Source organism: Bradyrhizobium sp. McL0616, assembly GCF_049993385.1.
In the GTDB taxonomy this organism is placed as follows: Bacteria; Pseudomonadota; Alphaproteobacteria; order Rhizobiales; family Xanthobacteraceae; genus Bradyrhizobium.
In genome coordinates this window covers 8,218,815-8,232,106 of record NZ_CP188255.1, presented here as the reverse complement: position 1 = coordinate 8,232,106, position 13,292 = coordinate 8,218,815, and the positions used below count along the sequence as shown (strand labels likewise).

Here is a 13,292-nt window from a genome sequence, read left to right as displayed (position 1 = left end):
GAAGGCTTAATGCTGGAGCCTTCGCGCGCCTTTCATTAACCAAGACGCCGCCGCGCTTCGTCGCGCATCTGCTGGCGGAATGCCGCGCGCTTTGCGGGCCGGTCTTCCACGCGCACGTCGTGCCGATCGAAGATGTCGAACTTCTCCAGGATCGGATAGCGCTCGCTTGCCATCGCGAGCACGCGCAGCACCTTGGTCGCCTCCACGGTCGGGCCGCTCACCTCCCAGCGCCTGACCGTGACCGCGCCCGTCGGCGCCGGCAGGCCGCACAGTTTTGCCATGTCGGCAACCGTGAGCTCCCGGCCGAGCACCTCGGACAGGTCGGCGCGCAATTGCTTCAGTTCGGGGCCCGTCATGTCACCTCAATACGCGATTTCGTTCAGGTGACTGCACTAGCGCTGATTCGGGTCCATCCGAAGGCAAGCGTGTTCGTGGTAATGTTTCCGCGCCGGTCGAGCTTCAGCGAGGGGAAATCGCATGCCCGTGTTCAGGCTGCCTTTGTCGGGGGATGTCGTCCAGTCGATCTATCCGTCGTTCTTCAGTCCCACCGGCGGCCAGTTCGGCCTCGTCAACATCACGGTCGGGCAATCCTCGGCGCCGGATGTCGAGAAGGACGTGCTGTCGGATGTCGCCGGCTACGGCAAGCAGATCGGCCAGATCGCGGATGCTCTCCTCGCCGTGATCGAGCATCTGGAAGCACATCCCGGAAATGTGCTCGCGGATGACCAGGCAATTGCCGCCTTCAAGGAGTTGATGCATTCAGTCGCGACCGTGAAGGAGCGCCACGGCCGCAAGGCGTGCCGCCCGAAGCGGCGGTGATGCCGCGGCGCCGTTGTTCCGGCACATCTCCGCGCACACGGCGTTGTAATTTTGGCTCCTTGGGAAGCCGTTCGATCAACGAACGGCCCGTATCTAGGAAAGGATCGGCCATGACAATCAGGTTCGCCCTTGCCGCGCTCATTGCGGTCGGACTGGCGGTAGTGCCTCTCGCGGCCGATGCGAAGAAGCACAGATCCAGCAGGCACTATGCCACGAGCGTGCTGGCCCCAGGGTACGTAAGCTCCGGAGTGACAGCGACGCAGCCCCGATCGTATGGATCGTCGGGCCAGTCGATCGGGACGGTCACGGCGCCATCGATCGGAACGTATAATTGGCCGTCGGTGGGCGTGACCAATGCGGTCCCGACCTGGCGCAATACCAACCCGCGGTGAGATAAAGTGGACGACTGCTGCAGCCGCCCGCTCAATGTTCGGATATTCTCGGTCTAGCCTGCGGCCAGATGCGCATCAATCCAGTTTACGATGTCGGCGAGCACGTTCGCCCGGTCGATATCGTTGAGCGGATCGTGGAACGCACCATCGTATGACCTGAGCGTCTTGTCCTTCGAGCCGGCGGTATCGTGGAAGAACTGGCTGCCGCTCGGCTTCGCCGCTTTGTCCGCCGTGCCGTGCAGGATCAGCAGCGGCAATGTGATGCGCGGAAATTCCATTTTGAGCGTCTCGTCGGCACGGATAAGCTCAGCGACGGTTCTCGCGGTCTGGCTCTCGCCAGCGATCAGCGGATCGACATTCATGGATTCGACGATTTCAGGATCGCGCGAAAAATCCTCGTTCTTCAGCTTGAGCACGCGGAGGTGTGGTGCCAGCCGGCCGACGCCTTTGAGCACGGCCAGGGCGAAGCCGGGCGCCGGCAGTTCGAACGCAAAGCTCTCCGAAATCAGCCCCGCGAGCTCGGGTTGGTGTGCGATCGCGTAGAGTGACGAGATCACGCCGCCGGCGCTATGGCCGAGCAGGAAGACCGGAAGTCGTGGTTCGCGAAATTTGACACGGCTGATGAAGGTCGTGAGATCGTCGACATAGTCGGCAAAGTGCTCGACGTGAAACCGCTCGCCGCCCGATTTGCCGCGGCCCCGATGATCCAGCGCGTAGACCGCGAGTCCTGCCGCCACAAATTGCTCGGCGACCCAGCCATACTGGCCGCTGTGCGAATTGAAGCCAGGCGCGATCACGACAACGCCGCGTGGCTGTCCGGCCGGCCGCCACGACCGCGTGAAGATGGTAAGGCCGCCGACGCCCTCGAAGGTTTGTTCGGAAGTCGCAGGATATGATTCCATCTGTTTCGCGAGTTGCATTGTCTTGCTCCTTGATTTTGAATGTCTGAGGTCGATGACCAGCTATTGCGCCAGGAAGGACGTGATGAGCGCGATCGCCTGATCGGGCTGCTCTTCCATGATCCAGTGGCCGGAATCCTTGACGACTCCGGAGCGGACGTTGCTCGCTGCAGCTCCGATCTCGATCGCCAATTGCGCGCCGTAGGAGTGGTCGCCGCCGATGGCAAGAACCGGCATGGTCAACTTGCCATTTACGACGAGCTTCTGGTTGTCTACGGCGTCCTCCGCGAAGGCCGCGAACTGGCCGCTGAAGGCGTCATGGATCGCGAGCGGTTGGGCGTAGAGCGCCGCATAATGCTCGCGCGTCTGTTCATCGATGCCCGCGGGGTTCGCCGAGAGTTCGTTGTAGAAGCGATCGAGCAGAATGCGCTCGCGGCCTGCGACCAGGCGTTCGACGTCGGGCCCGCGGAAGTTGAAGTGCCAGACTTTGGGATTCTTCAGCTGGTCGTCCCAATGTCCGAGCCCAGGCAGCGGGGCGTCCATTGCGACCCACTTCGTCGTTCGCGACGGATACTGCGCGGCGAAGGCGTAGCCGACCATGTTGCCGATATCGTGGGTGACGAGCGCGACGTCCTTGATGCCGAGCTTGTCGAGAATGCCCGCGAGATCGCGGCCTTGTTCGACCTTGCGATAACCGCCTTCGGGGTGGGACGACAGGCCCATGCCTCGGAGGTCGGGAATGACCACAGTATGATCCCTCATCAGGATTTCGGCGAGCGGCTCCCACATGTCACCGGTGTCGCCGAAGCCGTGGAGCAGCACGACGGCCGGACCAGATCCACCGATCCGAACGTATTGCGTGCCGTCGCTGACGGGGATTTGCTCGCTACGGAAGGTTGCCGGCCACGGCTTGATTTCAGCCATCACGGGTGTCGCGGCGAGCAGGCTCACTGCCGACAGGAAGGCGGCGATACGACGCACCCAAACGGGTCTGATGGAACGCGAAGACATTGGACTTCTCCTTGATGATCGGGTGGTTCAGGCGGCGAGAGGCAGAGCGGGGATCAGCCTTGCGATCTCGGCTTCGGCCTGCGCGATGATGGCGGGGCGCGCATCGGCTGCCAGCGACACGCCCTGGGCGTGGATGAAGGTCACATCGTCGATACCGAGAAAGCGGAAGAGGGTGCGCAGATAAGGCTCCTGATGGTCGAAGCCTGCGTAGCGGTCATCCAGCATCGAGCTTCCGCGGCCGGTGATCACGATCACCTGCTTGCCGCCGGCCAGTCCCTTCGGCCCCTGCGGCGAGTAGGCGAAAGTCTCGCCCGCAACCGCAATCCGATCGATCCAGGCCTTGAGTTGGCTGGAGATCGTCCAGTTGTACATTGGCGATCCGATCACGATGGTGTCGGCGGCCTTGAATTGTGCGAGCACGGGATCGGCAGTCGTGCCACGCGCGGCAAATTCGGCGCCGGTCAGATGGCCGATCGGGTCTTCGCCGAGGTCGCGATGTTCGACATGGGCGCCCGGATGCGCCGCGGTCAGCTTGGCGACGGCCAGGGCCGACAACGGGCGGGTGATGGAATTGGTTCCGAGAATGCTGGAATCGATTTGCAGGATGTTCATGACCGTTGCTCCTTGTTCGGTGGCAACGTCTGGATACCCCTGGGCAAGGTGTGTGATTATCCGCCGCCGCGGCACATCATTGTTGCCGATTTGAGCGCAATGACCGGCTGGTGTATTTCCCGGCCGACAAGGGGATGAATTCAATGCCGCATATGCCGGATTTCGAGGCCTGGGCGATCTTTGCCAAAGTCGCCGAGCGTGGCTCTTTCAGCGAGGCCGCGCAGGAGCTTGGGCTTGCCAAGACGACGGTCTCGAAGGCGGTGACCCGGCTCGAGGAGCGGATGCGGACGACGCTGCTGCACCGGACCACGCGTTCGCTGTCATTGACCGAGAGCGGCCGTCAGTCGCTGGAGCGTGCCGCGCGTATCCTGGCCGACGGCGCGGCCGTCGAAGCTGAAATCCTGGAGGAGGCCGCGATCCCGCGCGGCCTGATCCGGCTCGCGTCCACCACCGCCTTCGGCGTGGCGCAGTTGGCGCCGCTGTTGCCGGAATTCGTCAAGACCCATCCGGAGATCGAGATCGATTTGGAGATCACCGACCGCCGGATCGACCTCGTCGGCGAAGGCGTCGATCTGGTCCTGCGGGTAGGCCCCGAACCGGACTCGTCGCTGCGGATCAGCAAGTTGTTCGCCTTCCGGGTGCCGGTCGTCGCGTCACCCGCTTATTTCGAGAAGCATGGCCGGCCGGAGCACCCGACCGATCTCACGCGTTTTCCAGCGTTGGTGTTCACTCACATTGTCGGGGCGGAGATCTGGAATTTCCACCACCCGACGCATGGCGAGGTCAGCGTCCATGTCGACGGTCCCTTCCACGTCAACAACGGCGTCGCCGCCGTGCCGGCGCTGGTGGCAGGACTCGGCATTACCGCGCTGCCGGAAGCCTATGTCGTGCAGGAATTGCACGACGGGCGGCTGGAGGAGGTGTTGAAGGATTGGCCGGTCACGCCCGCAGCCGTTCATGTCGTGACGCCGCCCGGCCGGGCCCGGCCGGCGCGGGTCAGGGTGCTGATCGATTTCCTGCGCGCGCATTTCGCAGCCCAACCCTGGGCCCAGGGCATCGAGACCTGAGCCGCACGGGATTTTGGTTCAGGCAATCCTCACGCGAACGTCGACATTGCCGCGGGTCGCGTTCGAATACGGGCAGGCTTGCTGTGCCGCCACGACGAACCGTTCGGCCGTGGCACGGTCGACGCCGGGCAAGTCGACGCCGAGCGCGATCTCCAATCCGAAGCCCGGTTCCCCATCACGCACGCCGAGCCCAACCGTCGCGGTGACATTGGCGTCGTCGGTAATGGTGATGTTTTCTTGTGTGGCGACCGATTTGATCGCGGACAGGAAACACGCGGCATATCCGGCCGCGAACAGTTGCTCTGGATTGGTACCCTCACCACCGCGGCCGCCGAGCGCTTCGGGCATGGCGAGCCGCACGCGCAGCGCGCCATCCTCGCTCGCCGCAGCTCCTCCTCGGCCGCCTATCGCGGTCGCCTGGGTCTCGTAGACGATGTTCATCGGGATGCTCCATGGCTGGCACTGCTACCGGGTCATGTCATCACTAAGGGAGCAAGATCGTTGGGATTAGACCCTGATTGCCACAAGACTGGTGACGATATCGAGATAATTCAACGCGCGCTGGCGAAGTAGTGCAACGTCAGCCTTCCGCGCTGCCCGCCGCAATCCCGAACACAAGGCACGTCGTCGTCGCATGCGCCAGTAGCCGGCCTTTTGCGTCGGTGATGCGCGCTTCGGCGGTGGCGACGCGGCGGCCGGCGTTGAGTAGGCGGCCCTCAGTGCGGATCACGCCGCTCGCCTCGCTCATGCCGCGCACGAACGAAATCTTGAATTCCAGCGTCGTGTAGCCGGTCCCCGCGGGAAGGGTGCTCTGCACCGCAAGCCCCATCGCTGAATCCAGCAGGATCGCGGCATAGCCGCCATGCACCGAACCGATCGGGTTGTAATGACGCGTGCCCGGCACGCTGTGGATCACGACAATTCCGGGCTCGGCCGTGCAGTCGAACGGCTCGACCGTCTGCATGATCGGCGGCTCGGGCAATTGCCTCGCGAAGATGGCGCGGACGAAATCGAGGCCGGTCATCGATGCCATCACCTCGACGGGCACAACGCCGTATTCAACAGCCTGCTTGCCGGATTTCTCGTCAGCCATCGCTCAACCCCACGCCGCCATGCGCGGACTTTGATCCGGGCATTCTTCATTCTTCAGAAGGATCGGGTCAAGACCGGCAACGAGAACGTAACGCGAGAGCGGCCCTAAGCTCCTCTGCCGCCCTGCTGACCCATTACGCAGCGCCATCCCGCCAGCCGCTCGGCCGGGTGCTGGTGCATCCATTCGGCGAGCTGTGGCGCGCCCATCAGGCAGGACTGCATCGAAACGTCGGCGAAGTCCGAGGTAGTGACGATCTGCTCGTGGCAATTGGCTGGAGAAGAGAGGCTGCAAAGCACGGCGATGATCTTGATCACGCGAGGTTACCTCCGTCGCCGCGGCGGGGACTTGCTCCGATCTGTTGTTCGCCGACGGGATCAGCCGGCGGGAAGATGCTGTCATAGATCGCGCGCGCTTCCTGAATGAGGCGAACGCGTTCGCGCTCGGATTTTGAAACAAACTGAATAACCTGGCCCATGTCGGCTCCGCTGGATCTGTGATCCATCATCAGATGATAACAATCATTCAACCCGGATGTAGGGTGCGGAATCGGGATTTGCAGCTACGAGGTCGGTCACGCCGGATAAAAAGCCCGTGACTACTCCGGCGGGAGCGGAACGGGGATACCGGAGTGATGTCCGCCTCACGCCCCCGGCACTCGCTCATTGGGGTTTTGGCCGGTGTCGCTCGTCGCAGCATCGTGATGGCATGTTAAGGCCGCAGCATGCGCGCGTTGCGGCACATTTTCGCGCGCGTGGAGTTGTAAGTTTGCTCGGTGCTGGAGCGGTTCGATCAACGAACGGCTGACGCGACCGAGGGACCGCACCCGAAAGGATCAGCCATGAAAAGAACGAGACGCTTCATTGCCGCACTTATCGCTGTTGGATTTGCGGCAGCGCCATTCGCAGCAAGCGCGCAAACGTCCGCGACGGGCACATCAACCAACATGAGCGGAAGCTCCGGAGCGCCAGCCACGACTTATGGAAGCTCCGGACAGACTGTCGGAACCGTTACGGCGCCGTCAGTCGGAACGTTTAACCAGCCATCCGTCGGCGTGACCAACTCAGTCCCTAACTGGAACAACACCAATCCTCGGGCCAAGTAGCAATCGCGATCGTCCGCCTCACGCCGCCGGCGCGCGCTCCTTCTGCCCCGGCACCGCCGCGAGCAATTCCCGTGTATAGGGATGCTCCGGCGAGGCGAACAGTTGCGCAGTCGGCTTCAGCTCGACGATGGCGCCGCGCTGCATCACCGCGATGCGGTCGCAGATTTGCGCGGCGACGCGCAGATCGTGGGTGATGAACAGCATCGAGAGCCCAAGGCGTGCCTTGAGATCTTCGAGCAGCCTGAGCACCTGCGCCTGCACGGACACGTCGAGCGCGGAAACGGCTTCGTCGGCGACGATGATCTCGGGCTCGAGCGCGAGTGCACGGGCAATGCCGACGCGCTGCCGCTGGCCGCCGGAGAATTCATGCGGGTAGCGGTCGAGGGCGCCGGCGTCCAAGCCGACCAGCTTGAGGAGATCGCGGGCGCGGTCGAACGCGACTTTTGGATCGATGCCGGCCGCGATCGGGCCGTCAGCGATGATGTGACCGATCTTGCGGCGCGGATTGAGCGAGGCAAACGGATCCTGAAAAATCATCTGGATGCGATGGCGTTCGGCGCGCAGCGCCTTGCCCGACAATTTGGTGAGATCGGTCTTGCCGATCCGCACCGTGCCGCGATCGGCTTCGATCAGCCTCATCACGAGGCGCGCCACCGACGATTTGCCGGAGCCGGACTCGCCGACGAGACCGAGCGTCTCGCCCTTGAGGATCGTGAAATTGACCTCGCGTGCGGCGTCGACCCGGCGGTCCTCGCGAAACCAGCCGCCTGAGGTGACATAGGTCTTGTCCAGCCCGATCACCTCGACGGCCTTGGCCTGATCGTCGAGCGGCTCGCGTGCCGGCGGATCCATCGTCGGCACGGCAGCAAGCAACGCCTTGGTGTAATCGTGCTGCGGATTGTTGAAGACGGAGCTAGCGGGGCCTTCCTCGACGACCTTGCCGTGCCTGAGCACCACGACCTGGTCGGCGATATCGGCGACCACGCCGAAATCATGGGTGATGAACATCACCGCCATGTTGCGGTTGCGCTGGAGGTTGCGGATCAGCTTCAGGATCTGCGCCTGTGTGGTGACGTCGAGCGCGGTGGTTGGCTCGTCCGCGACCAGCACGGCGGGCTCGAGCGCGAGCGCCATCGCGATCATGGCGCGCTGGCGCTGACCGCCGGAGAGCTGGTGCGGATAGGCGCGCACGATGCGCTCGGGGTCGGGCAGGCCGACCTCGCGCGCCAGCGACAGCGCCTTGGCGCGGCGCTCCCTGGGCGAGAGCAGGCCGTGCGCCTCAAACATCTCCGCCATCTGATCGCCGATCCGCATCAGCGGATTGAGCGCGGTCATCGGCTCCTGAAAGATCATCGCGAGCCGGCGGCCGCGCAAATCGCGCCAGCCGTCGTCATCGAGCTTGAGCAGGTCGCGGCCTTCGAACTGGATCTCGCCAGAGGTGACGTCGACCGTGTCCGGCAGCAGGCCCATCAGCGCATGCGCGCACATGGATTTGCCGGAGCCGGATTCGCCGACGACGCAGACGATCTTGCCGGGTCGCAAATCGAGCGAGACGCCGTCGACCGCGAAAGGACGCTCGGCGCCCTTGGGCAGCGCGATCCGCAAGTTCTTGATGGAAACGGCAGGCGGGGCGGTCATCATCAGCGTCCCTCGCGCGACAGGCGCGGATTGAGCGCGTCGTTGAGGCCTTCGCCGATCAGGTTCAGCCCGAGCACCGAGATCAGGATCGCGACGCCGGGAAACACCGTGATCCACCAGGCCTGGCGGATCACAGTGCGGCCGGCGCCAACCATATAGCCCCAGGAGATCAGATTGGGATCGCCGAGGCCGAGGAATGCCAGCGAGGATTCCAAGAGGATCGCGGTCGCGACCATCAGCGAGGCCAGCACGATCACCGGCGATAGTGCGTTGGGCAGGATCTCGCGCAAAATGATCCAGGTGTTGCTCTGGCCGGTGACCACGGCGGCCTGGACATATTCCCGCGTGCGTAGCGACAGCACCTCGCCGCGCACCAGACGGGCGACCGGCGGCCAGCTCACCACCGCGATCGACGTCACGATCGAATAGATCGAGGGTTGCAGGATTGCGACCAGCACGATCGCGAGCGCGAAGCTCGGAATGGTCTGGAAGAACTCGGTGAAGCGCATCAGGGCGTCGTCGACCTTGCCGCCGAAATAGCCGGCCATGGCGCCGATCGGCATGCCGACGATCAGGGCGACCAGCGTCGAGACCAGACCGACCAGCAGCGAGACGCGTGCGCCAAAGATCATGCCGGCGAAGACGTCGCGGCCGAGCGCGTCGGTGCCGAGCGGCACGGCCGAGAGCGTGAACGGCGGTAAAAACGGCCGCTGCACCATGCGCCAGGGCGAGTTCGGGAACAGCAGCGGCCCGAACACCGCGACCGCGATCGCGAGCAGCAGGATGATGAGCCCGATGACGCCGCTCGGGCTCCTCAGCATCGATTTCCAGACCTGTTTCATGAGGCGTATTCGATGCGCGGATCGACCAGGCGATAAACCAGGTCGGTGATGAGGTTGAAGATCAGGACCATGGCGGAGCAGATCACGAAGACGCCGAGCAGCAGATTGTAGTCGCGCTGGAGCAAAGCGTCGTACATGAGACGCCCGATGCCGGGCCAGGCGAACACGGTCTCGGTGATGACGGCGCCGCCGATCAGCGTGCCGGAATGCACGCCGGCGAGCGTCACGACCGGCAGCAGCGCGTTTCGCAGCACGTGGCGACGCTGGATCACGGCATCGCTGAGGCCCTTGGCACGCGCGGTCTTGACGAAGTCGAGACGTTTCACCTCCAGCATCGAGGCGCGCGTCATGCGGGTGTAAGTCGCCATGAAGAACAGGCCGAGCGTCATCGCCGGCATGATCAGATGCGCGCCGACGTCGACCACATGGGCAAAGCCGGTGTAGTTGGCGCCGACCGTCTCGTAGCCGAAGCTCGGTAGCCAATCCATGGTGACCGAGAACAGCAGGATCCCCATCAGCGCTACCCAGAAGATCGGCATGGCGTAGAAGATCAGGGCGAAGACGGTGATGGCGGTGTCGAGGAAGGTCCCTGCAAAGCGCGCGGCGAAGGTACCGAACAGGACTCCGAGCACGAGCGAGATCGTGAACGCGGTCAGCGTCAGCAGCAGGGTCGCCGGCAACCGTTCGAGGATCAGCTTCGACACCGGCGCCTGCTGGCGGAAGGAGAAGCCGAGATCGAGCGTGGCGATGCCCTTGACGTAAATGAAGAGCTGCTCGGGCAGCGGCTTGTCGAGGCCGAATTTTTCCCTGAGCTGCTGGACGAAGACCTGGTCGCTGGCCCCGGCTTCGCCCGCCATCACGACGGCGGGGTCGCCGGGTGCGAGCCGGATCAGGAAGAAATTGAGGACGACGATCGCGAGCAGGACGATCACGCCCTTCACGACACGCTGAGCGACGAAGGAGAGCATATTTAGAGCGACGCCTGTTTGACGTGAAGGCCACCACGGCGACGGTACGCCCCCTCTCCCGCTTGCGGGGGAGGGTGGGGGTGCCTCCGTAGAGGGGGGCTTCGAGTGGAGAGAGCCCCCACCCGTCGCGCTTGGGACGATGCTTCGCATCGCCCGGCGCGCGTCGACCTCCCCCGCGAGCGGGAGAGGTGCACCTTGTGCGTGGCGCGAGCAGCAATCATTTGGCGAAAGCTATAGCAAGAACGATCAGACGCGGAGCACGTCATCACTTGTCGAGCCATGCGTCCTTGAAGCCGTCATTGACCCCGATCCCCGTGGTGATCAGGTTTTTGACCTTGCAGCGGGTGATGGTCGGGAATTGCAGTTCGAGCATCCAGGCCACCGGCACGTCCTCGACCAGGATCTTCTGCGCCTTCTCGTAGATCTCCTTGCGCTTGGAATCGGGCGTTGCGACCGCGCCGTCGGCGAACAGCTTGTCGATCTCCGGGTTGGAGTAGCCCTCGACATTGTTGAAGACCTGGCCCTTGGCGATCGCGCTGGAGACGTAATTGCGGCCGACGCCGAGAGCGGGATCGCCATACTGGTAGAGATAGGTGAAGGCGATGTCGTAGTCCCAATCGCCGATCTTCTGGTTGCCGCCGGCAACGTCGGTGGCGATCGTCTCGATGTTCATGCCGACGTCCATGAGGTTCTGTTTCACGGCTTCACCCCAGCGCTGCCAGGTCTCGCCATAGGCGAGCGGCAACATGCGGATCTTCTCGCCCTTGTAGCCGGCTTCCTTCAGTAGCGCCTTGGCCTTGGCGGGATCGTAGGGATATTTCGGCACGTCGTCGGTGTAGTACTTGATGGTCGAGGCCGACGGTCCGGTCGCGACCTTGCCGAGCCCGTTCCAGATCACGTCCTTGGCGAAATCGCGGTCAATCGCATACATGACCGCCTGCCGCACGCGCTTGTCGGCGAGCGGGCCCTGGCGGTTGTTGAGCCACAGCCAGGCCAGCGGCGAGAAGAACTCCCAGCCGGCGCCGGTGACGCAGGTGTCCTTCAGCTTGGACAGCCGCGGCACGTCGAAATTCTCGACCGAGCCGCCGGGCAGCACGTCGATCTTGCCGGTCTCATACGCAACCGAGCGCGCGGCGGCGTCGGGGATGATCTGCCAGTAGACCTCGTCGAGATAGGGCTTGCCCTTCTCGTGGTAGTTCGGGTTCTTGACCAGCCGGATGAACGAGCCCTTCTGCCATTCCTTGAACATAAAGGGGCCGGTGCCGACCGGCGCGTTGTTGTAGGGATTGGTCTTCCAGTCGGTGCCTTCATAAAGATGCTTCGGCACCATCGGCATCGAGCCGACCTCGAAGATGCCGAGGAACGGGCCGAACGGTTGCTTCAGCGTGAACACCACCGTGTAGTCGTCGGGCGCCTCGACCTTGTCGACCTGCACGAGGTTGGCGCGGGCGCGCGCATGCGTCTGCTTCAGCATCTCGATCGAGAACAGGACGTCGGCGGCGGTGAAGGGCTTGCCGTCATGCCAGGTCACGCCCTTCTTGAGCTTGAAAGTGTAGGTCTTGGCGTCCTCGCTGACGGTCCAGCTCTCGGCGAGCTCCGGCAGCGGCTCGAGCTTGGGGCTGTAGCGCAGCAAGCCCTCGAAGATGTTGCCTGACACCATCTGGACCGGCCCGTTCTGGACCATGGCCAGCATCAGGCCGGGCGGCTCGGGCTGGATCACGGCATTGATCGTGCCCCCCATTTTCGGCTCCTGAGCCAGCGCCGAGGCGCTGATGCCGCAAGCCAGGAGGAGACCAAGCAACACTCGTTTCGACATGTCGTATCTTTCTCAAGCGAGACCAGCCGTAAACGCTTCGCAACGTCCTCGCGCGCGAAGCCACGGCCGGCCCATCCCAGTCCCCATCCAGCATCGAGGCTCACATAGTCTCATTCCGCGCCGCAAGATGAAAGTCTCGACAGTGTTCGCACAAAAAATGTACAGCGCGTCCTGTTTTCACTTGATTCATCTTCTTGTCACGGAGACAAGTCGGCCATGGACAATGCCAGCCGCTCGGAACGATCCCGCAACGCTGCGCTCGAAGCGGCCATCGCGATCATCGCGCGCGACGGGCCCGGCCGGTTGACCCTCGATGCGATTGCGCGCGAGAGCGGGCTGAGCAAGGGCGGCGTGATGCACCAGTTCCGCACCAAGGAGGCAGTGCTGAAGGCGCTGCTCGAGCGGCAGATGGCGCATTTCGAGGAGTTTTCGAACCGCTATCAGGCGAAGGTGAGCGCCACGTCCGAGAACCCCGAACTCGCCACCCAGCTTGCGACCGTGCGCGAAGCAGCCACGGCGCCGAATTCGGCGGCGCTGGCGTTGGTCGCGGCCATGGTCGAGAATCCCGGCCTGATGTCGCTACCGCGCGACAGCGAGATGAAGCGGGTCGCAGCCATCAAGGCCGAAGCCGCCGATCCGGATCTGGCGCTGCTGCGCTGGGCGGCGGCGCGCGGGCTGCTGTTGAGTGGGCTGTTCGGCATGTCTCCGCTCAGCAAGGCGGAGCATGATCGCCTGTTCGCGCGCCTGCTCGACGACGGGCAGTGGACCAGCCTCGAACGGCCTGCCAAAGCGCGCGCCGCCAAATCCGCTGCGGCGCCGTCGCCAAAGGCCACAACCCCGCGCAAGCGCGCCTGATTCATCGTTAACAAACTCCGGCCGGTCGCTGCCCATAGCTGCGCCTGCGGCCAACTGCGCCATGCGGTAGCTGCGGCACTTTACAAACCAACCAGTCGGTTTTATAACTGGAGACACTGAGGCGGCCCAAAGCGTCTGACATGGCCCCGGACGATGCCTTGGGCTGGCAATGGTGAAG

The 13,292-nt window shown here is 63.7% G+C and carries 17 protein-coding genes; 5 read left to right on the top strand and 12 right to left on the bottom strand.

Translation table 11 applies throughout. The features are described 5' to 3' along the window. Positions 1–35: 35 nt before the first annotated feature. Positions 36–356: a hypothetical protein gene (locus tag ACPPVR_RS39725; protein WP_426611918.1), complete on the bottom strand. Its 321-nt coding sequence runs from the start codon at positions 354–356 to the stop codon at positions 36–38. Positions 357–477: 121 nt separating this feature from the next. Here ACPPVR_RS39725 and ACPPVR_RS39720 point away from each other — a divergent pair, with 121 nt between their 5' ends. After that, entirely contained in the window at positions 478–819 is a 342-nt protein-coding gene (locus ACPPVR_RS39720; protein ID WP_426611917.1) for a hypothetical protein, read from the top strand. A 110-nt stretch (positions 820–929) separates the two neighbouring features. Next, on the top strand, positions 930–1,211 hold the full coding sequence (locus tag ACPPVR_RS39715; protein WP_426611916.1) for a hypothetical protein: 282 nt from the start codon (positions 930–932) through the stop codon (positions 1,209–1,211). A gap of 53 nt (positions 1,212–1,264) precedes the next feature. On the opposite strand, the gene ACPPVR_RS39710 is transcribed toward ACPPVR_RS39715, so the two are convergent. From ACPPVR_RS39710 to ACPPVR_RS39700, 3 genes are read right to left on the bottom strand one after another with little or no spacing between them, the layout of a single operon-like run. Beyond that, the gene (locus ACPPVR_RS39710; protein ID WP_426611915.1) at positions 1,265–2,131 is read right to left on the bottom strand and encodes an alpha/beta hydrolase; all 867 of its coding nucleotides are present in this window, start codon (positions 2,129–2,131) and stop codon (positions 1,265–1,267) included. Positions 2,132–2,173: 42 nt separating this feature from the next. Further along, complete coding sequence (locus ACPPVR_RS39705) at positions 2,174–3,121, bottom strand: alpha/beta fold hydrolase (protein WP_426611914.1); 948 nt, start codon at positions 3,119–3,121, stop codon at positions 2,174–2,176. A gap of 27 nt (positions 3,122–3,148) precedes the next feature. Next, positions 3,149–3,733 carry an FMN-dependent NADH-azoreductase gene (locus ACPPVR_RS39700; protein WP_426611913.1) on the bottom strand — a complete coding sequence of 195 codons (585 nt, stop codon included), beginning with the start codon at positions 3,731–3,733 and terminating at the stop codon, positions 3,149–3,151. A 143-nt stretch (positions 3,734–3,876) separates the two neighbouring features. On the opposite strand from ACPPVR_RS39700, the gene ACPPVR_RS39695 reads away from it, so the two are divergent. Then, positions 3,877–4,800 carry a LysR family transcriptional regulator gene (locus tag ACPPVR_RS39695; RefSeq protein ID WP_426611912.1) on the top strand — a complete coding sequence of 308 codons (924 nt, stop codon included), beginning with the start codon at positions 3,877–3,879 and terminating at the stop codon, positions 4,798–4,800. 18 nt (positions 4,801–4,818) lie between these two features. Here ACPPVR_RS39695 and ACPPVR_RS39690 read toward each other — a convergent pair whose 3' ends face one another. The 4 genes from ACPPVR_RS39690 to ACPPVR_RS39675 form a co-directional block, all read right to left on the bottom strand. Further along, positions 4,819–5,241 carry an organic hydroperoxide resistance protein gene (locus tag ACPPVR_RS39690; RefSeq protein WP_426611911.1) on the bottom strand — a complete coding sequence of 141 codons (423 nt, stop codon included), beginning with the start codon at positions 5,239–5,241 and terminating at the stop codon, positions 4,819–4,821. Positions 5,242–5,380: 139 nt separating this feature from the next. Beyond that, positions 5,381–5,893 (bottom strand): PaaI family thioesterase, encoded by a 513-nt coding sequence (locus ACPPVR_RS39685; RefSeq protein WP_426611910.1) that lies wholly within the window; start codon positions 5,891–5,893, stop codon positions 5,381–5,383. Positions 5,894–5,997: 104 nt separating this feature from the next. Beyond that, positions 5,998–6,207 (bottom strand): hypothetical protein, encoded by a 210-nt coding sequence (locus tag ACPPVR_RS39680; protein ID WP_426611909.1) that lies wholly within the window; start codon positions 6,205–6,207, stop codon positions 5,998–6,000. Further along, positions 6,204–6,368, bottom strand: a complete 165-nt coding sequence (locus tag ACPPVR_RS39675) for a hypothetical protein (RefSeq protein WP_426611908.1) — start codon at positions 6,366–6,368, stop codon at positions 6,204–6,206. The genes ACPPVR_RS39680 and ACPPVR_RS39675 overlap by 4 nt, the downstream gene beginning before the upstream one ends. Positions 6,369–6,731: 363 nt before the next feature. On the opposite strand from ACPPVR_RS39675, the gene ACPPVR_RS39670 reads away from it, so the two are divergent. Beyond that, positions 6,732–6,995 (top strand): hypothetical protein, encoded by a 264-nt coding sequence (locus tag ACPPVR_RS39670; RefSeq protein WP_426611907.1) that lies wholly within the window; start codon positions 6,732–6,734, stop codon positions 6,993–6,995. Positions 6,996–7,013: 18 nt separating this feature from the next. On the opposite strand, the gene ACPPVR_RS39665 is transcribed toward ACPPVR_RS39670, so the two are convergent. From ACPPVR_RS39665 to ACPPVR_RS39650, 4 genes are all read right to left on the bottom strand, one after another. Next, positions 7,014–8,633 (bottom strand): ABC transporter ATP-binding protein, encoded by a 1,620-nt coding sequence (locus ACPPVR_RS39665; protein WP_426616280.1) that lies wholly within the window; start codon positions 8,631–8,633, stop codon positions 7,014–7,016. 2 nt (positions 8,634–8,635) lie between these two features. Next, positions 8,636–9,475 carry an ABC transporter permease gene (locus ACPPVR_RS39660; RefSeq protein ID WP_426611906.1) on the bottom strand — a complete coding sequence of 280 codons (840 nt, stop codon included), beginning with the start codon at positions 9,473–9,475 and terminating at the stop codon, positions 8,636–8,638. Further along, positions 9,472–10,443 carry an ABC transporter permease gene (locus tag ACPPVR_RS39655; RefSeq protein WP_426611905.1) on the bottom strand — a complete coding sequence of 324 codons (972 nt, stop codon included), beginning with the start codon at positions 10,441–10,443 and terminating at the stop codon, positions 9,472–9,474. The genes ACPPVR_RS39660 and ACPPVR_RS39655 overlap by 4 nt, the downstream gene beginning before the upstream one ends. Positions 10,444–10,708: 265 nt before the next feature. Next, entirely contained in the window at positions 10,709–12,259 is a 1,551-nt protein-coding gene (locus ACPPVR_RS39650; protein WP_426611904.1) for an ABC transporter substrate-binding protein, read from the bottom strand. A gap of 216 nt (positions 12,260–12,475) precedes the next feature. Between ACPPVR_RS39650 and ACPPVR_RS39645 the strand changes: the two genes are divergently transcribed. Then, positions 12,476–13,114, top strand: a complete 639-nt coding sequence (locus tag ACPPVR_RS39645; protein ID WP_426611903.1) for a TetR/AcrR family transcriptional regulator — start codon at positions 12,476–12,478, stop codon at positions 13,112–13,114. Positions 13,115–13,292 lie beyond the last annotated feature (178 nt).